This is a genomic window from Paraburkholderia flava (assembly GCF_004359985.1).
Classification (GTDB): Bacteria; Pseudomonadota; Gammaproteobacteria; order Burkholderiales; family Burkholderiaceae; genus Paraburkholderia; species Paraburkholderia flava.
On record NZ_SMRO01000001.1, the window covers coordinates 36563 to 59278 of the forward strand.

The window sequence follows — 22716 nt, forward strand, 5'->3', positions numbered from 1 at the left end:
GAGGAGCACGCATGAGTCTGATCGGAATACTCGGCTTCGGGCCGGATGGCTGGGGTGGCGTGCTGCTGCTCGCGGCGTTGATGACGGTGGCGCTGACGCTCGCCGCGCTTGCCGTAGGCGCGGTGTTCGGCGCGCTCATCGCCGCAGCGAAACTGTCGCGCTGGCGCGCGGCGCGCGTGATCGGCGATCTGTACACGACGGTGTTTCGCGGCGTGCCCGAACTGCTCGTCATCTATCTGTTCTACTTCGGCGGCTCGACGCTCGTGACGACCGTCGGCCAGTGGTTCGGCGCCGAAGGTTTCGTCGGCGTGCCGCCGTTCGTGGTCGGCGCGCTCGCGGTCGGGATGATCTCCGGCGCGTACCAGGCTGAGGTGTATCGCTCGGCGGTGCTCGCGGTGTCGCGTGGCGAACTCGAAGCGGCACGCTCGGTCGGCATGCCGACCTTCACGATGTTCCGACGTATTTTGATTCCGCAGGTGCTGCGCTTCGCGTTGCCGGGCATCGGCAACGTGTGGCAGCTGAGCTTGAAGGACTCCGCGCTGATCTCCGTAACCGGGCTCGCCGAACTGCTGCGCACGAGCCAGATCGCAGCCGGTTCGACGCATCAGTACTTCGTTTTCTTCGTCGTGGGCGGCGCGCTGTATCTCGTGATGACCGGCATTTCGAACCGCGTGTTCAATCATGCCGAAGCGCGGATCGCGCGGTCGTTCCGGCGCAACTTCGCGCGCAACTGACGAGGACGCCTTCATCATGCATTTGGATTTCGACTTTCTGCTCGACACGATGCGGCAACTGATCGCCGCCGTGCCGACTACGCTCGGGCTGTTCTTCGCGTCGATCGTGCTGGGCGGTTTGCTGTCGCTCGTGATCGTGACGATGCGCGTGTCGTCGCACTGGTTGCCGAACCGCTTCGCGCGCGCGTACATCCTCGTGTTTCGCGGCTCGCCGCTGCTGATCCAGATGTTCCTCGTGTACTACGGGCTCGGCCAGTTCGGTGTGATTCGCGAGAGCTTCATGTGGCCGCTGCTGCGCGAGCCGTATATGTGCGCGGTGCTGTCGCTTGCGCTGTGTACCGCGGGCTATACCGCCGAGATCATTCGCGGCGGCCTGATGGCCGTGCCGGTCGGACAGATCGAAGCGGGTTATGCGATCGGTCTGTCGGGCTTCTCGCTGCTGCGTCGCGTGATCGGGCCGATCGCGTTGCGTCAATGTCTGCCCGCGTATTCGACGGAAGCGGTGCTGCTCGTCAAGTCCACTGCGCTCGCGAGTCTCGTCACCGTGTGGGAAGTGACCGGTGTCGCGCAGCAGATCATCCAGCAGACGTATCGCACGACCGAAGTGTTCATCTGTGCGGCGCTGATCTATCTGTTCCTGAATTTTGTCGTCGTGCGTGTGCTGGGCGCGCTCGAATGGCGGCTGTCGCGGCATCTGCGTGCGGCACCGTCGGTTGCGGTTGCGTCGCCTGTCGATGCGGCGGGTACTGAAGCCCGTCGCGCGGCACCCTAAGCGTCGCCCCACGCGAACCCCTTTATAGAGTTGCGGAGAACCTCATGAACGCTACGGCTCCAGTCGCACTGTCGGTCAAGAACATCCACAAGTCGTTCGGCGACCACCACGTCCTGAAAGGCATTTCGCTCGATGCGCACGAGGGCGACGTGATCTCGATCCTCGGCGCGAGCGGCTCGGGCAAGAGCACGTTCCTGCGCTGCCTGAATCTGCTGGAAACGCCTGACGACGGCAGCGTCGCGCTCGCCGGCGAAGAACTGAAGATGAAGCGTCGCGGCGACGGCAGGCTGCAGCCGGGCGATCGTCGTCAGGTGGATCGCATCCGCTCGCAGCTCGGCATGGTTTTCCAGAACTTCAACCTGTGGTCGCACATGACCGTGATCGAAAACCTGATCGAAGGTCCGATGCGCGTGCAGAAGCGCAGCCGCGCGGAAGCAGTCGAAGAGGCCGAGGCGCTACTCGCGAAGGTCGGCCTCGCGGAGAAGCGTGGTCACTATCCGGCGCATCTGTCGGGCGGTCAGCAGCAGCGCGTGGCGATTGCGCGCGCGCTCGCGATGCATCCGAAAGTGATGCTGTTCGACGAACCCACTTCCGCGCTCGATCCCGAACTCGTCGGCGAAGTGCTGCGCGTGATGCGCTCGCTCGCGGAAGAGGGACGCACGATGCTCGTCGTCACGCATGAGATGGGTTTCGCGCGACACGTGTCGAATCGCGTGATGTTTCTGCATCAAGGGCAGGTCGAAGCGGACGGCACGCCCGACGAAGTGTTCGGCGAACTGAAGTCGGAGCGTTTCCGCCAGTTCGTGTCGAGCCATCACCACCGTACCGCGAACTAATCCGCCAACCAGGCGAGCGAGCACCATCATGGCCGTCATCCGTTCCGATCGTCCTCTGGACTGGCACCAGGTCGCGGCCGTCGCCGCGGGCGAAACACTCGAACTGTCCGCAGGGGCAGCCGCGCGTATCGACGCGGCACACGTGCTTGTCGAACAGATCGTCGCACGCGGGATTCGCGCGTATGGCGTGAATACCGGCGTGGGTGCGCTGTGTGACGTCGTCGTGTCGCCGTCCGAGCAACGCACGTTGTCGCGCAACATCCTGATGAGTCACGCGGTCGGCGTCGGTGCGCCGCTCGGTGCCGCCGAAACGCGCGCGATCGTCGCGGCTGCCGTCAACAATTTCGCGCACGGCCATTCGGGCATTCGACTCGAAGTGGCCGAACGCCTCGTCGCGTTGCTCGCTGCCGATTGCTTGCCGGAAGTGCCGGCGTTCGGCTCGGTCGGCTATCTGAGTCACATGGCGCATATCGCGCTGGTGTGCATCGGCGAAGGGCACGCACGTTATCGCGGCGAGCGCCTTAGCGGCGCCGACGCGCTGCGACGGCTCGGACTCGAACCGCTCGTGCTCGAAGCGAAGGAAGGCTTGAGTCTGATCAACGGTACGCCGTGTGTCACTGGGCTCGCCGCACTCGCGCTGGCGCGTGCGGAACGATGGCTCGACTGGACCGATGCGGTCGCTGCGATGAGCTTCGAGAATCTGCATGGCCAGCTCGCCGCATTCGACGAAGAATCGCTTGCGCTGCGCATCTCGCCGGGGCTGAACCTGGTCGGTTCTAAACTGCGTGCGTCGCTGGCGGACAGCGGGATCCTCGCGTCGTTCGTCGGACAGCGCACACAGGATCCGCTCAGCATGCGCACGATTCCGCATGTACACGGCGCGGCGCGCGACGTGTTGACCGCAACCGCCGACGTCGTGAATCGCGAACTCGCGTCGATCACCGACAACCCGATCGTCGCCGGCACGCCCGACGCGCCGCGCGTGTATTCGCAGGCACACGCGGTCGGCGCATCGATCGCGCTCGCGATGGACAGCCTCGCGAACGCGATCGCGCAGGTTGCCGCGATGGCCGAGCGACGTCTCGACCGGCTCGTCAATCCGCTCGTCAGCGGGCTGCCTGCGTTTCTCGCGGAGCCGGGCGGCACGTGCTCCGGTTTCATGATCGCGCAGTACACGGCGGCGTCGCTGGTTGCACAGAATCGTCGGCTCGCGGCGCCCGCGAGTCTCGACGGCGGCATTACGTCGGGTCTGCAGGAAGACCATTTGTGTCACGCAACGCCGGCAGCATTGAAGGCTTTGGAAATCATCGATAATGCCGGGCGTATCGTCGCGATCGAACTGCTGGCGGCTGCGCAGGCGTACGACCTGCAGGCCGCCGATGCGACGCGCGCGCCGCACACCGAGCAACTGTGGCGTCGTGTGCGCGGTCTCGTGCCGACGTATCGCGACGACCGGCCGCTCGCGGACGACATGGCGACCGCGTTCCGTTTGATCGCCGACACTGCGCCGCCGCCGCTGCCGAATCCGGGCAATGTGCATCCGCTGCGCGACGCTGACGCGCAGAGCCCGACGACTGGCGGCGTGCCGATCGCGACGGGGTCCGCTGCGAACGATCCGCGACCGGCTGCGCTGGCGGGTCGCTGACGGGCGCGTTGCGTGCCGTGTCGAACGAATAGGCTGCGGCCGGTTTATCCGCCGGCTTGCGGCGTTGTTGTGCATCACCCACGAGGTCGACGTGAACACAAGTCTGGGCACGAACATGAACACTGATGCGATTACCGATCCGAAGCCCGCTGTGCGCAGCGATGCGACGCACGGCGCCACGCCGACTTCGACTGCGACTTCGACTGTAACGCCCGCAGCGAAGACGCTCGTGCGGCCGGTGCCGGCGTACGAGCAGATCAAGCGCTACGTGGTCGAGCGGATTAGCGAGGGCGTGTGGAAGCCGGGCGGTCTGATTCCATCGGAGACCGAACTGGTCAAGGAATTCGGCGTCGCGCGGATGACCGTGTCGCGCGCGCTGCGCGAGCTGACTGCCGAACGCGTGCTGACACGCGTGCAAGGGTCGGGCACGTTCGTCGCGCCGCAACGCTATGAATCGACGGTGCTCGAGATCCGCAATATCGCCGATGAAATCGCCGCGCGGGGTCATCTGCATACGGCTCACGTGCTGACGCTCGAGCCCAGCGACGATCCACTCGCACTCGATGCGTTAGGGCTCGCAGCCGGTCCCGCGTTTCATTCGAGGATCGTGCATAGCGAGGAGGGCGAACCGATTCAATACGAGGATCGGTATGTGAATCCGAAGGTGTTTCCCGCTTACCTCGATCAGGACTTCACGGTCGAGACACCGAATCACTACATGGTGCGACTCGCGCCCATTCAGCGCGCTGAGTTCCGGATCTATGCGCAGAAGCCCGATGCGCATGTGCGGCGGCATCTGATGATGGAGATCGGCGAGCCTTGCTTGATGCTTTGGCGTCGGACGTGGGTCGGCGAGGCGGTCGCGACTTCGGTGCAGTTGTGGCATCCGGCTTCGCGGTTTCATCTGGCGGGGAATGTTTGACGGGGGAGGCTGACGCGAAGCGAGATATGCGCAGCTTCTTCCTTCGAAATGCTAAAAGAAAGCGAAGGACGTAGCCCGTCCACGCTTTTCGCGCAGACGGCGACGGCAATCCTCAATGATCCTCATCGACTGCGCTCTGCAGTCCGCGTCTTCACGCATTGAATTCAACTGCACTCTCTTGTGGCGAGCACGCCGGTCGCGTTAGTCTTGCGTCGCCTCGTTACTCGAAGAGTCCTCATGAAACCAACAAAAGGTTTACTCGCTGCGACACTCGCTTTGATTTTCGCCGGCGTTCCAGGTGTGTCGTGGTCGGCTGATGGTCAACCGGTGGCACCTGTGCGTCCTGTGACCACGACGTACTTCGGCACACCGGTGGTCGACAACTATCGCTACATGGAGAAGCTGGGCGACCCAGAGGTCCAGAGCTGGATGAAGGCGCAGGCCAGCTACACGCGTAAGGTCCTCGACAGTATTCCGGGCCGCGCTGCAATGGCGAAGCGCATCCAGGGGCTGATGGGTAACGATCTGGTTCGCGATGAATTCACGCGCCGTGGCGAGCGGATTTTCTATCGCGTGCTCGAGCCGGGTACGAATCTGCCGAAGCTTGCGTATCGCGATGGCGTGAAGGGCGAAGAGCATGTGCTGGTCGACCCGGCGAAGCTCTCCAGCGACAGTGCGCATCATTTCGCACTCGACTGGTACTCGCCGTCGTGGGATGGCCGTTATGTCGCGTACGGCGTTTCTGAAGGCGGTTCGGAAAAGAGCGTGCTGCACGTCGTCGATCTGCAGACCGGCAAGCAGCTCGAAGAAACCATCGATCGCACGAGCGACTGCGTCGTCTCGTGGCGCAACGACAACCGCTCGTTCTTCTACCTGCGCTATCCGAAGGCCGGACCCGACACGCCACCCGCGCTAAGCGAGTACAACGCGGTCACCTACGTGCACGTACTGGGCGAGCATGCCGACGGCGAAGGCGATGAAGCGGTGTTTGGGCGCGGTGTGTCTGCGTCGCTCGATGTGCCCGAAGGGCAGGGCACCTATGTGCTGCTCGCACCCGACTCGCCGTTTGCCGTGGCGGTTGCGAATCACAACATGGACAACAACCCGAACACTTTCTACGTTGTGCCGCTCAACCGGATTCACGGCGCGCAAACGCCGTGGAAGAAAATCGCCGTGCCCGACGATGGTGTGACCGACGTGCAACTGCGCGGCGATCGTCTTTATCTGCTGTCCGACAAGGGCGCATCGCGCTTCCAGATCCTGTCGACGCCTCTTGCGAATCCCGACGTCGCGCATGCGGACGTGGTCGTGCCTGAGGGCGAGAACGTCATCGATTCATTCGACGTCGCGAGCGACGGGATGTACATCGGCGAACGTGCGGGTGCGAGCTTCCAGTTGAAGCGCGTGTCGTTCGACGGTAAGGATAGCGGAGCAATCGCGCTGCCGTTTGCCGGCACGGTACGCGATCTGACGACCGATCCGCGTTCGCCGGGCCTGCTGTTCAGCCTTCAGGGCTGGGTCAAGGCGCCGCGCGAACTGATTGTCGGTGCAGGCGCCAACGCAGCGACCGACACGGGCCTCGTCCCGCCGTCGAAAACCGAATCCGACGATGTCGAAGCGCACGATGAATTCGCGACCAGTTACGACGGCACGCGTATCCCCGTGTCGATCATCGCGAAGAAGGGCGTGACGCGCGACGGATCGCATCCTGTGATCGTGATGGGCTACGGTAGCTACGGCCTTTCGATGGACCCTGTCTATCGTCCGCAGTGGCAGGCGTGGATCGATCATGGCGGCATCATTGCGATGTCGCACATGCGCGGCGGCGGTGAATACGGCGACGCTTGGCACCGCGCAGGTCAGAAGCTCACGAAGATCAACACGATGCTCGACTTCGTCGCGTCCGCGCAGCACATGATCGACCAGCACTACACGCAGTCGAAATACCTCGCGGCGAATAGCGCGAGCGCGGGTGGCATCGTGATGGGCGGCGCGATGGAGATCGATCCGGGGTTGTTCCGCGTGATCCTCGACGACGTCGGGCTGTCCGATGCGCTGCGTTTCGAAACCGAACCCAACGGGCCTCCTAACGTGCCCGAGATGGGTTCGAGTTCGAACGAAGCCGGCTTTCATGGCCTCTATGCGATGAGCGCGTATGCACACGTGCACGACGGCACGCCGTACCCGGCAGTGATGTTCACGACCGGTGCGAACGATCCTCGTGTGGCGCCGTGGCACATGCTGAAGATGACCGCGCGAGTCCAGGCTGCGACGAGCAGCGGCCGGCCGGTGCTGTTGCGCATCGACTATGACGCGGGTCACGGTATCGGCTCCAGCGTGTCGCAACGCGCAAACCAGCTCGCGGATGAATGGTCGTTTGCGCTGTGGCAGATGGGCGAGGCTGGGTTTCAGCCGAAGCACTGATGTGATGAAGGACGGATTGCGTGGTGCGGTCCGTCCTTCGGTTGTTGCGTCCGGGTCAAGGCGAGGCGAGCGAACGGGCGAAGGTCGGGCGTGCCCCATGTTAGGTAATATTAGTTAATATTCTGTGACGTAGCTGGCCTCAACCAGATCGCTCCACTATGTGGACGTGAGCGCCCCGTCCTTCGTGGGCATATAAGGGATTATCCCGAGGCGATAAATCCTTCCCAATGAGTAATATTATTACTCATCAAAGCCGTCCCTGACGGCCAGCCAATCCCGTTCAATGAACCGACGCCGCGCAGCATGTCGATGCTTGCTGCCTGGCTGCGGCCGTTCGCCTGTCGCATCACCGAAGCACGTTGTATTACCCCGTAGCGCTTTCCATGCACGTCGCGCGTGAGCGATAGTTCCGGAAACACCCGCTCGACTCGTGACGATTCCCGGTAGTTCAATTTGGATAACTAAATTATTTGCAGCGAACCCGATGCGGGGTCGCTCAGGAGGATGTCATGAAGTCCAGAGGAATTGGCTTCGTCGCCGTGTTGCTGGCGATGTCCGTTGGTCTTGCCGCGTGCAATGGCGACAGCGGCGCGCCAGGCGCTCAAGCGGCCGGTGTGTCGAACTCGAGTGCGTTACCGGCGAATACCGCAGCCCAGTCAAACGACGCTGCGCAGTCGAATGCACAGTCGAACGACAGTGCCGCGTCGGTAGACGCGAAGGCATCGCCTCTGCCATGCGATGCCGCCGCCGCAGCCAGCACGCCGTGCTCCGCAGCTCACAGCGTGACGCGCCTGCTGACGAAAAACTATCGGGGACCGTTGTTCCAGATTCAACGCGCATCCGACAACACCACGCAAAATATCTATCCGTACACATCGGGCAGCTTGCCGAACGGCTCCGACCGTTCGATGATCGGCTCGACCAACGTCAAGAGCGCGAACGCGTTCTGCCGCAACACGACCTGTTCCGTCACGTACATCTATGACCAGATCGATCTCGTCGCTGCGCTCAAGGGTGGTGCGTTCGGCAATGTGCCGGCTACGCTCACGCTCAACCTGGACGGGACCGAATCGCTGACCGTGCCGAACGGTACATCGGGATCGCATAAGACAACGACGGTTCCCGTCCTCAACGGCTTTGCGACGATCACGCTACCCGGCGCCGGTAACGTGCTGACCGTGCAGCTGCTCCAGCCGCCTACCAAACTGACCGCGCAGGCACCGACGCTTCAGCTGTCGATCGGCAACGATCTGCCGGCGCTTCCCGGCACGCCTGCGAAACTGGCCTTCGTGCCGCTGCAGGGTGTGCAGATTCCGGCTTTGGGCACGCTTGCAGGACAGGCGTATCGCAATCGCTTCGGCACGGTGAATCAGTCGATCGGCGACACCGACATCGCCGAGTACATGGTGGCGGGTGCGCACTATAGCCAGTCGTCGACGTGCTGCGGTACGTACGGCAACATGGAAAGCAGCGCCGACCCGGGCACGTATGTGCACGGAGAAATCGAAGGCGAGATGTTCGCGTTGGCATTCTCGAACGGCAACGCGGCCACCTTTGGTTACTGCGACGGCGATTCGAACCAGTCGCCCACGGTGAAAGATCCTGTGTGCGCTGCGCTCGATACCAACTGGCCGGGCGTCGATGCAGAGGCGGGTGTGTATCTCTACGGTCCACAGCAGCCGGCTAAAGAGAAGTTCGTCACGGTGCTGTCCAAATACTCGCCGGTGAATGCGTCGAATATCTTTGCGGTCAAAGGCGGTTCTGCTTCGCAAGGGATCCTGACCGCGTCGTATGACGGCGCACCTCCTGAGGCTTATATCTTCGGGCGCGATGCGGGGCATGCGTTTAACGGTCAGTGGCAAGGCGGTCTTTCGCTTGGCGAAGGCGGCGATGGTAGCGGTGCGCCGATCCAGTTCTTCGAAGGCGCGGTGATTACCAAGGCGACGTCCGACGCAACCGATAACACGATCCAGGCGAGCATCGCAGGCTTCTATGGACCGCCGGCCGATAAAGCCGCAGCCGCCTGCTACGCAAACAATCTGGTCAATTCGCCGCTGAGCCTCGCAGCCCCCGATGCATGGTTCCAGCAAAACGGCGGTACCGCCGTGCCCGCAACCGATATATCGAAGGTCAACAAGGGCGCCGCAGCGGTGACCAGCACCAACGGTTCCGCCGTGTCGAACATTCACAGCGTCATTAGAGTCCAGGGCGGGCAGTCGTATAGCTTCACCGACTATGTTCTTGCCACCACCAACGCGACTGCGTTCCCGGGCGGATCGATCCAGACCGACGATTCGAGCGGCACCGAGTTCGGCTGGGTGGTCAACACGAACACGGGCGCTGTCGTCAGAGGGACATGGGGCGGTGGACAGGCTACCTCGCTGAGCGCGGTGAAGTCGGGCAACTGGTGGAAGGTGACGATGACCTTCACGGCGCCCGCTGGATCGAACAATGCATCGGTGTTTATCGATCCGCCGACGTCGAGCGCTGCGGGTGTCCGTTCGCAGCAAACACCGTACTTGAGCGCGACGCATTATTGCCCAGCGCTGGCGATCGTCCGGACAAACTCTGCGACGTGAGTTTTCGTGAAGAGAGAAGATGACTGACAGGTGATCCGGATGGTGCTTCGGCACCATCCGGGTGTGTGTGATCGGCTTATGTTCGCTAGCCGATCACACACGGCATTCCACCGTCGCTGATCGAACAGTCACACATACGAACTCGCAGCGATGACGACGATCGGGCACGCCCGATCCGCACGGGCTTCCTGGTGTCACAGCCGCGTAGCCGCATCGCGAAACAACGCGCGTCGAATCATCGAATCAGAACGGCTGCTGCCTAGCACGCGCCGCCGCCGTGTCCGTACGTCCCGTCAAGAACTGCCCAAGCGCGATCGTGCGCCGTTCCACCACGAAGTGAACGACGGTCGCCACAGGAATGACAAGCACAGCGGCCAGCACGATCGCATGCCACATCGATTCCTGCGCGGGCATCAGATGGATGACGCCGATCAGCACGACCGCATGCGTCAGGTAGAGGCTGTACGAGATCGTGCCGAGGAACGCGATGGGACGCATCGCCAGCAACGCCGCGAAACGCGAAGAAGCGATTGCTGTGCAGAGGATGCCCGCTGAACCGGCTGCGACGCACCAGTCGAAAATAAACTGGCCGACGGTGCCCGACGTGATCGACATCGTCGAGCGCGACACGAAGTAGAGCACCACTGAGCCGGCCAGCACGGCCTCGGTGCGCCGGCCTTTCGCAAGCCACTGCCGCCACGCTCGCTGATGAATCGCCAGCGTCGCGCCCGCGATGAAGATGCCCAGATAGTGCGCGGTCATCGCCCAGTCGCCTTCGAAGTTCGCGCTGCTTGCGGTGCCCGCCGGCACCAGCGCGAAGCCGAGTATCGACACGGCCAGCGCCGACGCGATGCATCCGGCAGCCGGCGCACGGGCCATGCAGAACACGACGAGCGGCATGATCAGCGAAATTCGCATTTCGTAAATTAACGACCAGATCACCGGGATCATCTGACCGGCCTTGTACTGGCCGATAAACAATAGATGGTCGACAATTTCAGTGCCGGTGAATGGCCCGCTCCATACGGCATTGAACCACCCTCCAGCCCAATTCACGGGGCGAATCACCAGTGCATTGACGATCGAGAATGTAGCGATCAGCACCACGAGATACGGAAGGTAAATCCGGCAAATCCGCTTGACCAGATAGTCCCGATAGGAAATTCCCCGGCGCGATCGTAACTGGAGCGTCAGGACGAATCCGCTTAATGCAAAGAAAAGGATAACGGCTTCATGCCCTAGCGCAATAACGCGTAAAGGCGTTTTAGGAACCCACGCTAAAGGACCCAGCAGAACAAAGTGATTGATGACCACCATCAATGCCGCGACGCCCCGCAGTGCATCGAGTTGCGGATAATACTGGCCGTGAGAAACGCTCAGCTCTTTCATCCGATAAGTGCCTCGTAGTCTTGATGATTGACAAGCGTCACAAGCGGAGACGGGGCGAAGCACCGCGCTGTGCCAATCGGTTCGGTCACAAAATGATTGGGCGTTTACCCGGGGTGCGTGAAGAGTTGTATCAATTGCTAACAACTTCTTTTTTTTATATTTTTGTATGAACCGATTGAGCCTCCGAGGTCCGTTTCTTGCGGTTGCGATCCGCCGGTTGTTCATCCGCAACGCGCGCCGGATGCCGGTCGTATTGTCCGATCTATCCACAGAGGTGGAACGATTGACCTGTGTCGATCGATAAGAAAAGGGTCCGACGGGTATTGCGGATTGTCTAATCGGGGAACGGGAATCGCGGAATATTTTAGAAATAATTATGCTTTCGACGGATCGAATTTAACGCGTAACGTAGAGCGAAATTCGTTAATGAAAAGCGCAAATCGAATTGCGCCTTTATAGCGCCTTCGCCCGGAGAAAAATCTTGATCCCTCGCACGTTCGCCGGAATGCTCTGCGTTCTTGCCTGCATTGCAACCACCGCTGTGTCAGCCAAAACCGAAACCGAAACCGCGCTAAACGTGCAGACATCGTGGATCGGCAACACCTTCGGTTTCAGCAACGGAACATGGACGCAAAACAACATCACCGCACTGGCGGTGGCACCCGACGGCACCGTCTATACGAATGCGCCGTGGGACGAGAGCGGCGCGGAAGCGAGCGTCTACAAGGACGGCAAGGTGCTCGGCTTCGCGGGCGGCACGCACGGCTGGGGCAACGGCGGCGGTAACGCGATCGCGATCAATCGTCGTTACGCGTTTATCGCGGTGTCGGTCAATAACGAACGCGGTCATCTGGTCGCGCAGGGCATCTGGCCGGCGAAAGGGCATCAGTGGTTCGGCGTGTCGCGGCGCGAGATCGGCGATACGAAACGCAGCGCGCCGTTCGAGCCTCCAGCGAACGCCGCCGATCCACGCGCGCGACTCGCCGCGAGTTTCCTGATGATCAACGACATGCCTGACGGCAAGCGTGCCGAGGTCAGCGGTCTCGCGGCGAGCGATACGCTGCTGTACGTGTCGAACCCCGCGCAACAGCGCATCGAGGTCTACGACGCGCAATCGCTGATGCGCAAGACGACGTGGACCGTCCACGAACCTGGGCGCATCGCATTGGCGCCCGACGGCACGCTATGGGTGCTCACCGATACCCGTACAGGCAGCACGCCGCGCGTTACGCACTACGCGGCGAACGGTCAGCGCCTCGACGACACGTTGCCGCTACCGCCCGATACCATCGCGACCGACATCGCCGTCGATCCGCAGGGGCGTGTGCTGATCGCCGACAACGGGCCGCGTCAGCAGGTACTGTCTTTCATCAGAAAAGATGGACGCTACGTCGCATCCGGCACACTCGGCGAGCGCGGTGGCATTTTTGCCGGCGTCGCAGGCCGGCCGGGACCGCAACGCTTCAACGGACTAACGGGCGTCGGTGTCGATGCGCACGGCAATGTCTATGTGTCGACCAACGGCATCGGTCCACGCGACGACTCGGCCGGCGCGACGATGGGTGCAACACTGGAAAGTTATGCACCCGATGGCCACCCACTCTGGCAGGTACAAGGGCTGCTGTTCGTCGACGGGGCATGGATGGACCCGTCGCGACCGGACAGCGTCTACACCGGCAACAAACGCTTCACGCTCGATCTGTCGAAACCGGCGGGGCAGCAGTGGACGTACGCGGGTTTCCTGTCGAACCGTTTCAAGTATCCCGACGACCCGGTCTTTCACACCGACCGCTGGCCACCGGGTCTACCGATCGCGCGCAGATTGAAGGGGAAAACGTTTCTGTTCTCGACCGACATGTACGCGGACCATCTGAAGATCTATCGCTTCGACGCGCAGCACGACGGCGAGACTGCGATTCCATCGGGCTTCATCGCGGGCAGTGGACGGGCAGTCGAGACGATACCGAACGCACCACCCGACGGCGACTGGATCTGGCGCGACGCGAACGGCAACGGCAAATTTGACGGCGACGAATTTGCCGTTAACTCAACCGGCAAGATGCTGGCTGGCGGTTGGGGCTATTGGGTCGACAGCGCGGGCGACATCTGGCGCACGCACAATTCGGACGGCATCTACCGTCTGCGTTTCGGTGGGCTCGATGCGCGCGGCAATCCGGTCTACGCGTGGTCGAACATGACGGCTTACACATTGCCGCAGCCGTTCACCGATGCACGTCGCGCGATCTACGAGCCGTCGACCGATACGCTCTACGTGACCGGCTACACCGCACAGGCAGCGGCCGACCGCAGTTTCTGGAAGGAAGCGGGGCGCGTGCTGGTGCGCTACGACAGATGGTCGACCGGCAAGCCCGTGCAACGCTATGTGATCGCGTTGCCATGGAATACGACGTCGAAGCCGATTGCGACGATCATCGGCGTGACGGTCGAAGGCAAATATGTGTTCGCGGTGGAGCCGGTGGGTACGGTGCACGTCTACGACAAAAACACTGGTGCGGAAATCGGCGTGATGAAGCCGGGGCCCGAGGTCGGTCGCGCGTCCGGTTGGGTCGATGTGGCGAACGGCGTGAGCGCGTTTCGGCGCGCGGACGGCGAGTATCTGATCTTCGTCGAAGAGGACGCGCGGGCGAAGGTGATCATGTATCGGTGGAAGCCGGCGTGACCGGCGCACGCCATGCGTCCACCGAAAACCGAACCCCTCAATAAGCGTCCAGATGCCGCGCAATCGCCGGGTACACATCGAGTGCCGCATTCTTGCCGAAGATGCAGTCGATATGCCCATACCCATCGATCACATGCCGCGCGTAATGCTGTGCACCGAACCGCTCGACCAGCAGATCGAACGTGCGCTCGGTACTCGTCGGCAGATAGCAGCGGTTTTCGCTGCCGTGGATGAACGTCAGCGGCAGTTGCAGCGCGTCGAGATTCGGCAGGTACGCGTCGCGCCCCTGCGCATCGACGACGTGACCTACACGCACCATCGCCGCCAACTGATCGAACAGCTCGACGTCGTGCACGCCGAACAGTTCGTGCAGGTTGTCGTGCAGCGGATCGTCGAGTTGCGAGTGTTCGTACAGCAGCCCGTACATGAAGGTCGCGCGATGACAGACCGGGCTGTTGCAGCCTTCCTCGTGTCCGACCGGGAACAGCCGCAGCGCTTCGTCGAGCAGGTTCTTCGGCCACTTCTCGCTGCGCGTGAACGCAGTCAGCGATTTCACGCCGAGATGGCCGAGAATGTCCGGCATGTGCAAACCCGCCTTGACCTTCTGCAACTCGCCGGGCACCGGATGCGCCGACACCTGCGACAGCACCGCCGAGCGCACGCCGCTCAATCCGAGCATCAGCGACATCGACAAAGTCAGCGCGCCGAGGCAATGCGCGACTACCTGGAGGTCAGGAGCGCCGGTCAGTTCGAGCACCTTCGCGACCGCGGCCGGAATGTCCTCGCGTGCGACCAGGTCGGCGGTTGTCGACTCGGCCGCGCTCGGCAGTTCGATGCTGACGCGCAGATCGACGAGCCATACGTCGTAATTCGCGGCACACAGATACTCGACGAGATTCGTCGCGACGAGATCGGTCGAGAAAATCCGGCTCGATACACCCGAGCCGTGGATCAGCAGCACTGGTCCCTTGTCGCCGCCACGATAGCGCGTGAGCTTCAGCGTCTTGTCGTCGCCGGTCTTGAAGAACGCGATTTCCGGCGCGGGCGCGCGTAACGCGCGACGCGCACGCAGCGGCGCGTCCGGGTCGAAATACTGCAACGGTGCCGCGACACCGCCGTATTCGGTGAACAGCACACCCGCGAAAAACCGCCCGAACTTCAGCAGCCACGCGAGACGCGTTTCGAGGTCGGGCGCGTTCGTCACTTCCATCGTGCGCGTCTGTCGCAGGAAATTTTCCGGCGTGATGATCAGCGTGGCGAGGCCGATCGGTTGCGCGTCGGCTGCGGGCGAATCGCGCAGCTGCACGTACAGCGTATTCGTCTGCGCCCACAGGTTGAGCGGCGACGAATGCGTGACGATCTTCTGGCCGAACAGATAGAACTGTTTGCCCTCGACCGTGACGAGCGTCATCCGGTAGTTCATGTTGCGCACGTCGACTTCTTCCTCGTTGTCGACGAACAGGTTGAAGCGGCCGTCAGCGATCATCATCGGTTCCGCCGACAGCGCGGGCGCCGTGAGCGTGCCGACCATCCGCGCTTCGTGCTGCGGATCGGCGAGCATGTGTTCGAGATCGTCGGACTCGACGGTCAGCGTGAAGCTCATCGGGCTTGCGGCGGCCTCGCCGTTTGCTGGCGTGTAGGTGCCGACCATCGTTTCAGTGAAACGCAGGCCAATCTTCGGCGCGGGCGGCGTGTCCGCATGTCCGGCCGATTCATAGTCGATCTGCCAGCCGCGCGAAGCCGCGAGCAGCGCGCAGTTGCGTTCGGCGAGCGCGGAGATGGTCAACAGCGGATTCACGCCGAGCGAGATCGGCATCACCGCGCCGTCCATCACGTAGAGGCCGGTGTGAACCGCGTTGCCCGACGTGCCCGAGAACACGCGACCCGCCTGATCGACGACGCCTTGCGCGGCATCATCGGCCATCGCGCAGCCACCGAGCGGATGCACGGTGACGAGGCCGTTGCCGAGCAGCTCGGTCGACATCGGATTGCGCACGTAGGTGCCGCCGAGCGCGGTCGATGCCGCATCGAGCGTCTTCTCGACGGTCGCATAGATCGGCTGCTTGCCTGCGTTCGGCCAGTGAATGCGCGGCCGCTCGTTCTCGACGACGATCTGTCCGCTCTCGTCGTCGTGCGCCATCACGAGGTAAGTCTGCGTGTTGCGCATCGCGCCGCGATACGGACCGCGCAGCACGCTGTCGACGATGCGCGCTTCGGGTGCGAGCGGCGCTTTATCGTCGGCGTCCGCATCCGGCGCAGCCGCGCGCAGTTGGGGAATCTCGATCCCTTCGACCGGCGCAGCAATGCCGAGCACCGCCATCAACGCGGCGCCGATCGGCGCTGCGAGCGTCCCTTCCTCGATCACGAAACCGTCGCGCACGTTGGGTGTGTTGCGATGATCGATGATGCCTGCGATGGTCGGACCGACCGGCGGAATGTCGGTCTCCTTGCCCCAGCCGACGCCGTTGATATCGTGATCGGTGTTGACCGCGAACGCGAGCACGTCGCCGTTGCCGGTGAGGTGCTGGCCGACCTGCGTCGAGACCGGCAACCCGGCTTCCTGCGAACGCAGCAGGATCGCGGTCGAGCCGAGCGTACCCGCCGACAGGATCACGACGTCGGCGGTGACGAACAGATCGGGCGCATCGTAGATGTCGCGGCCGAACCCGACCGGCTGATAGCGGATGCGCCAGCGCTGCGTCGCTTCGTCGCGTACGACCGAATGCACTGAGACGCCCGTGAAAATCTGCGCGCCGTGCGAGACGGCGTCCGGCAGATAGTTCATGTGCGTGGAGTTCTTCGCATCGTGATTGCAGCCGGAGTTGCAGTCGCCGCATCCATTGCACGCTTTCTGCACGACGCCGGCCGCGTTCGGGCCGTCCTTGAACGTGACGGTGATGGGCGGCCGGTAGAAGCGGTCTTCCATGCCGAGCCTGGCCGCCGCGAATTCGAGCGCGTCGAGTTTCGGCAGACGCGGAAAATCGGCGGGCACCGGCGACGGCTGCAGCATCGCGGTCGCGCGCGCGTAGCCCGTGTCGCGGCCCGCCTGGTCGGCGCGCAGCGCGGCGGGCCAGCGCGGATCGTCCCATAGCCGCGCATCGGGCGGCAGCGCGACGTTCGCATTGATCAGCGACGTGCCGCCGAGTCCGCAGCCCACCACCACGTTCACGTCCGGATTGACGTGCACCTCGAGCAGCGCGAGCGGCGAGCCGATCTGCGCGAGGCCGGTGTTGTACTGCACCTGAGTCAAGCCTTCGAGCGGCGTCGCGGGATACTCGCCGGCCATGAATTCGCGGCCGCGTTCGAGCAGACACACGTCGCGCCCCGCGCGCGCCATCCGGCTCGCGGCGATGGCGCCTCCGTACCCCGAGCCGACCACGACGATTTCGTAGTGAGGCTTCATCGTATCGACGGCACTCGATAAGCGGTTCATTCGACCACCTTTGTAGTAGGTCAGGGCGGGGGAAACCCTGAAAGTCCTGGAATGGGACAGACGCGGCGCCCCGCAGTCTGTCTGATCTGCTTATCGTGACGTGCGGGACCGGGCAAAAGCAAGTATCGCGTGCGGATCCGGATGGGCGTGCAACGAACGGCGGGCGGTGGGTAATCAGGCGTCGTTGGCCAGGATCACGGCCTGGTCGCCGAACCGTCGTGCGGTGCCGCCACGCCGTGCAGACATTCAGGCAGCGGCTTCGATCATTTCGTCTTCGCTTGATTCGGCGGCGAGCAGGTTCAGCGCGATAAGAATGACTTTCCGGTTGTCGCTGTCGATGTCGATGCCGAGCACGTCGATCAGCCAGCGCCCGATCTTGGTGTTGGAAAAATCGTCGGCGTCGGCCGTCTTCTTCATCGTAACGCCGAGTTTCACGGCACGGTAATGATACGAAGGTACCCGATGGCGAGCCGCCACTGCCGACAGTCCGCCCTTGCAGCCCGAGCACCAGCCGAGGCTGCCGCCCAGCACGATGCGCTCCGGCTCGTCGAGCCCGGCGATGAACGTCCGCGCGGCGTGCCGCACGCGCCGTTCGTCGAGGCCGTACTGCATCAGCACGCTTTCCACCGGGTCTTCGAGCGCATGCGCCTGCAGGTCGATTTCCTGCGCCATGCCTTCGTCTTCCATCGATACGTTGCGCTGATGGCTCGCGCTGCGCAGGCAGTCGATCAGATAACGTCTGAAGTAAGCGCACAGCGCATAGCCGTTGGACGGTGCGCTTTCGGCGCAGGCGTTGGATTCGGTGTGACCCGGCGCGAGCCGCAGCACCTTGGTATAGATGAACTGGGCAACCAGTTCGTCCTTGTCCTCGCCGAGCGCCGACAGCTCCTGGGGGTGGTACGCACGCAGCGCGCGCTGCACGAGTTCGACCATCGACACCATCTCGTCGTCCGACAGGCGGGTACGGCGTCGCCATAGTTCGGGCAGGATTGCGTCGTCGAGATTGCGCGCGAACTCGCGGCTCGGAACTGCGCCCATAAAAACCTCCGTGTTGGTCAGGGCAAAGAGCGCGGTGAGCGGAAAATCCGCCTGGGAGCCGGTCGCCGGGAAGCAGGCGAGGTGGCAGGAGACCGGCCCCGCCAAGGGCCGTATGCCGCGCTGAAAGTGCACCCAGTATGGTTTTTGGTTGCGCCCGCGCCTATATGGATTAAGTGATAGCTGACGGGTAAACTGTCGGGTAAACCGTCGTACCTCGACGTCCTACCCGCCGCCGGGCCTTGCTGTCATGCCTCGCCGTCGGTCACGACGTCATCCGGCGCGGCGGCGCCCGCTCCCGTCGACCCACTGCCGCACCGTCCGGCGCTACCACGACCAACAATGAACACTGCCGGACCCGACAAGGAGACCGCATGATGCGGGCCGATCCTATCCAGCGCGCGGTCGACGAAGATCTCGTCCGCGTGCTGTACGCGCAGGACCCGATCGCCTTTTTCAGCCACTGGTTTTCGATTGCCGTCTTCGTCGCCGTCTACTGGCGCGAGATGCCCGAGCCTCGGCTGTTCGCCGCGTGCTTCACGTTCTACGGCTTCGCGAACTGCGCGGGCCTCGCGATGTGGATCTGGAACCGGCGCCAGCCGCTCGCGCTCACGTCGCGCGGCTGGATCCAGCTGCATGCGCTGCGCAGCGTGCTGCTGTACAGCGCGCCGGGCTTCGCGATCTGGTTCGCGTTCCAGACTCACCAGCCCGAACTGCCGCTGCTGCACACGGTGCTGCTGGTCACGCTGGCGGCGGGCGTGTTCATGTCGAACGGTTTCGACCGGCTCAATTTCACGACCTCGGTGCCGCTGCTGCTGGTGCCGGCGATCGTCCTGCACTTCGGCAGTCACACGTTCGATCGCACCGTGCTCGCGATCGTCCTCGCGTTTTTCTTCTGCGCGATCAACGTGTATGCGATCAGCTACCGGAAGCTGTTTCATCAGGTGGTCGAGGCGCGGGTGGATCAGCAGCATCTCGCCGAATCGCTTGCCGAGCAGAAGCAGGTCGCCGAAGAAGCGAGCCTCGCGAAGACGCGCTTCTTCGCGGCCGCGAGCCACGACCTGCGCCAGCCGCTGCACGCGATCGGGCTGCTCGCCGCATCGCTGAACGATCCGGCCGCGTCGACCGAACAGCACGAGAAGACGGCCGCGCACATCGTCAACAACGTCGATGCGCTGAACCAGCTGTTCAACCAGGTGCTCGACCTCGCGCGGATCGAGAGCGGCGTCACGCAGGTGATCCGCATGCACTTCCGGCTGTCCGAGCTGTTCGAGCGGGTCGGCAACCAGTACTGGCCGCAGGCCGCCGCGAAGGGGCTCGCGCTGCGGATCGCGCCGACGTCGATCGTGCTGCACGACGATCCGGTGCTGCTCGAGCGCGTGCTGAGCAACCTGCTGTCGAACGCGGTGCGCTACACCGAACACGGTGCGATCTGGATGGGCTTTCGTCGGGCGGGCCGGCGCGCGGGCGGCGTGATCGAGGTGCGCGATTCGGGCATCGGCATTCCGCTGGAAGAGCGGGACCACATCTTCGAGGAGTTCTATCAGGTCGCGAATCCGCAGCGCGATGCGCGCCAGGGACACGGGCTCGGCCTGCCGACCGTGAAGCGGCTGATCGGCCTGCTCGGCAGCGAAGTGCAACTGCGCTCGACACCGGGACGCGGCTCGGTGTTCCGCTTCGGCGTGCAGCTGGGCGACGTGTCGCGGATCGTCGCGGGGCTCGGCGATGTGCCGCCGGTCGTGTCGTCCACGCAGGGGCGGCACATCCTGTGTATCGACGACGAACCGTCGATACTCGATGGCCTCGCGAGCCTGCTCGGTCGCTGGGGCTGCGTCGTGCGCGGCGTGCGCGACGAGGCGGATGCGCTGCGCGTGCTCGAGTCCGGCTTCGAACCCGATGCGGTGCTGTGCGACTACCAGCTCGCGAATCACCGGACCGGCGCGCAGGCGCTTGCAGCGGTGCGAGATGCGATGGCCCGGCGCGGTCGCGTGAACGTCGTTACGCTGCTGATTACCGGCGACATGTCGTCGCTCGAACTGGAAGCGCTCGCGGCGCAGGGCATTCCGGTGCTGCACAAGCCGGTCACGCCGGCGCGGTTGCGGCGCACGCTCGAACTGCTGTGGCAGCAGAACGATGTGGTCTCGGGCACCGAGCCCGTTGAGGCGTCCGGCGAGTTGCCGGACGTGCCGCTCAACGGTGTGGTGCCGCCGGTCGAACTGGGTCGGCCGGGCTACGCGTCGTGATAGGTGCGCAAGCCGGAAATGAGTCGTGGGAATGAAGACCCACGCTGCGGCAAGGGGCGGCGTACTTGAACGAGCTACCTGGATTCGCTGACAAGACTGCTGCATAAAGCGCGAGCAAATAACGGCACAAGCCAATGTGAGCACGCGACATATAAGTATCGACACTCCGCTCGAAGCGGATAAGCAGTTTGCCGAAACCGGCTGGCGACGCGTGGGACGCTCGACGACCTGGCGATGACGGCTGGGTTTTTCGCCGCTCTCAGTACCACCACGAGCGGTGCGAGCAGTGATGCCGCGACGCTTCAACGAAGCAGACAATGATTCGGCAACGCCGCTTAGCCGGCAGGCGTACCGATATTTTCCTGTTCGAGAAAACGACGCAGAAGCGCAACGGCGTCGGCAAACTGTTCGCAGCGAGCCGGATCAATCGCTGCTCCAAAAAGCGCGACGAGATGTTCGTCGAGCGTGCGCTCGGCAGTGTCAACCTGCGCGGCGCCGGTCTCGGTCAGTTCAAGTAGCGACGACCGGCCATCCTCCGGGTTGGGTAACCGGCGGACCAGATCCTGCGCTTCCAGTCGATCGATTCCTTTGCTCGTCGCGCCGACCCCGATGGCGAAGTAGGCCGCGAGATCGGCAACGCGGGATTTCGGATGGTTGCGAAGGTAAGACAGGAACTCGAACTGCGAGGCGAAGAGTCCGTGCCGCGCCCGCAGTCGATCGTTGACGGCGTTGTACAGCCTCGTCTCGATGCGCACAAGGTCGCCGAATACGGTCTTGAGATTCAGGCTTGCTGCTTGCATTTGTATTCCTAGGCATATAGAATATATTCCAAGGAATACATTCTAGCAAAGAGAGGGTATCTGGCATGAGTCGAGATCAACGCAAGGCCGTCGATGCCTTGTTACGCAAGAGCAGCAACAGTTTCGTGCCGCAACCCGTGGAAGAGATGCGGGAAAAATTTGTCGCGCTGATGGCGCTGTGCCCGGTCCCGGATGTGCGTCAAAGTGAAATCCAGCTTGCGGGTCGCCCGGCGGTGCTGGTCGAGCCGAAAGGGGAAAGCAGGCCGGGAACGATTCTGTATTTCCACGGCGGGGGCTTCATCCTTGGATCACCGCAAACGGCGATGGGGCTGACGGCAAGTCTGGTCGCGCGGACGGGGTTTCGTGCGATTTCGCTCGACTACCGCCTCGCCCCCGAGCATCCGTTTCCGGCAGCAATCGAGGACTGCGTTGCAGCGTATCGCGCCCTGTTGGAAAGCGGCGTGGATCCGGCGATGATCGCTTTCGCCGGCGATTCGGCGGGCGGAGGCCTGACGGTGACGACAACGCTGGCGGCACGAGCGTCGGCACTGCCGTTGCCGGGCGCGATCGTTGCCTTCTCGCCTGGTCTTGATCACACCCGTTCGGGCAAGTCAGTGGACACCAAGGCCGGCGTCGATCCGTTCCTGACCAGGGAAGGCATGCAACATACCGGCGACCTGTACCTCGCTGGCCAGAGTCCGCATCAGGCATTGGCCGCGCCGGCGGTATTGGCCGACCTGACGGGCTTCCCGCCGATCTTGCTGCAAGTCGGCACGAACGAGTTGCTGCTCGACGACTCGGTACGTTTCGCCGAGCGTGCCCGCGAAGCAGAGGTCGACGTCGTGCTGGATGTCACTGCGGGCGTGCCGCACGTCTTTCAGTCATTCATCGGCCAGCTCGACGAGGCCGATATGGCCTTGGATCGAGCCGCGCTCTTTTTGAGGCAACATCTGCGATCATCCAGGGTGTACTAACAGTACCTGTCGTTCGAAACGGCTACGAGTCTTTGAGGCCACGTCGGTATGACGGCACGTCTTGTTTGCACGATGCCGGGAGCAACCAGAAGTTCGGCCGTCACCGCCGGATTGTCGAGCGTCCCATGCGTCGCTAGCCGGTTTCGGCAAACGGCGTATCCGCTTCGAGCGGAGTATCGAAACTCACGCTGCGTTGCTCGTGCTGGCTTGTGCCGTTATTTGCCTGCGATTCGTAGAGCGGTTTTGTTAG

The 22716-nt window shown here is 63.1% G+C and carries 14 protein-coding genes and 1 pseudogene; 11 read left to right on the forward strand and 4 right to left on the reverse strand.

Annotated elements, in window-relative coordinates; all coding sequences use genetic code 11:
- Positions 1-11: 11 nt before the first annotated feature.
- The 7 genes from E1748_RS00180 (at position 12) to E1748_RS00210 (ending at position 9912) form a co-directional block, all read left to right on the forward strand.
- Complete coding sequence (locus E1748_RS00180; RefSeq protein ID WP_133645148.1) at positions 12-734, forward strand: ABC transporter permease; 723 nt, start codon at positions 12-14, stop codon at positions 732-734.
- A gap of 16 nt (positions 735-750) precedes the next feature.
- Entirely contained in the window at positions 751-1506 is a 756-nt protein-coding gene (locus tag E1748_RS00185) for an ABC transporter permease (protein ID WP_133645149.1), read from the forward strand.
- Between the two features lie 44 nt (positions 1507-1550).
- Positions 1551-2342, forward strand: coding sequence for an ABC transporter ATP-binding protein (locus E1748_RS00190; protein WP_133645150.1), 792 nt, complete (start codon positions 1551-1553; stop codon positions 2340-2342).
- Between the two features lie 28 nt (positions 2343-2370).
- On the forward strand, positions 2371-3987 hold the full coding sequence (locus E1748_RS00195) for an HAL/PAL/TAL family ammonia-lyase (protein ID WP_133645151.1): 1617 nt from the start codon (positions 2371-2373) through the stop codon (positions 3985-3987).
- 115 nt (positions 3988-4102) lie between these two features.
- Positions 4103-4909, forward strand: a complete 807-nt coding sequence (gene hutC / locus E1748_RS00200) for a histidine utilization repressor (protein ID WP_420819302.1) — start codon at positions 4103-4105, stop codon at positions 4907-4909.
- A 237-nt stretch (positions 4910-5146) separates the two neighbouring features.
- Positions 5147-7333 carry a prolyl oligopeptidase family serine peptidase gene (locus tag E1748_RS00205; protein ID WP_133645152.1) on the forward strand — a complete coding sequence of 729 codons (2187 nt, stop codon included), beginning with the start codon at positions 5147-5149 and terminating at the stop codon, positions 7331-7333.
- Between the two features lie 509 nt (positions 7334-7842).
- Positions 7843-9912 carry an arabinofuranosidase catalytic domain-containing protein gene (locus E1748_RS00210; protein ID WP_133645153.1) on the forward strand — a complete coding sequence of 690 codons (2070 nt, stop codon included), beginning with the start codon at positions 7843-7845 and terminating at the stop codon, positions 9910-9912.
- A 243-nt stretch (positions 9913-10155) separates the two neighbouring features.
- Here E1748_RS00210 and E1748_RS00215 read toward each other — a convergent pair whose 3' ends face one another.
- Positions 10156-11301, reverse strand: coding sequence for an acyltransferase family protein (locus E1748_RS00215; RefSeq protein ID WP_166653485.1), 1146 nt, complete (start codon positions 11299-11301; stop codon positions 10156-10158).
- 505 nt (positions 11302-11806) lie between these two features.
- Between E1748_RS00215 and E1748_RS00220 the strand changes: the two genes are divergently transcribed.
- Complete coding sequence (locus tag E1748_RS00220) at positions 11807-13981, forward strand: NHL repeat-containing protein (RefSeq protein ID WP_420819303.1); 2175 nt, start codon at positions 11807-11809, stop codon at positions 13979-13981.
- Positions 13982-14018: 37 nt separating this feature from the next.
- Here the strand turns inward: E1748_RS00220 and E1748_RS00225 are convergent, their stop codons facing one another.
- A complete protein-coding gene (locus tag E1748_RS00225; RefSeq protein ID WP_133645155.1) occupies positions 14019-17414 on the reverse strand; it encodes an alpha/beta fold hydrolase in 3396 nt (1131 codons plus the stop codon).
- 246 nt (positions 17415-17660) lie between these two features.
- Entirely contained in the window at positions 17661-18452 is a 792-nt protein-coding gene (locus tag E1748_RS00230; protein ID WP_133647171.1) for a hypothetical protein, read from the reverse strand.
- Between the two features lie 374 nt (positions 18453-18826).
- Between E1748_RS00230 and E1748_RS00235 the strand changes: the two genes are divergently transcribed.
- Entirely contained in the window at positions 18827-20692 is a 1866-nt protein-coding gene (locus E1748_RS00235; protein WP_133647172.1) for a hybrid sensor histidine kinase/response regulator, read from the forward strand.
- Positions 20693-21027: 335 nt separating this feature from the next.
- Here E1748_RS00235 and E1748_RS00240 read toward each other — a convergent pair whose 3' ends face one another.
- Positions 21028-21492, reverse strand: a complete 465-nt coding sequence (locus tag E1748_RS00240) for a MarR family winged helix-turn-helix transcriptional regulator (RefSeq protein ID WP_133645156.1) — start codon at positions 21490-21492, stop codon at positions 21028-21030.
- A gap of 65 nt (positions 21493-21557) precedes the next feature.
- Here E1748_RS00240 and E1748_RS00245 point away from each other — a divergent pair, with 65 nt between their 5' ends.
- Positions 21558-22466: an alpha/beta hydrolase gene (locus tag E1748_RS00245; RefSeq protein WP_133645157.1), complete on the forward strand. Its 909-nt coding sequence runs from the start codon at positions 21558-21560 to the stop codon at positions 22464-22466.
- An 83-nt stretch (positions 22467-22549) separates the two neighbouring features.
- Positions 22550-22716 (forward strand): annotated as a pseudogene (locus tag E1748_RS00250) (IS5/IS1182 family transposase); the annotation flags it as partial.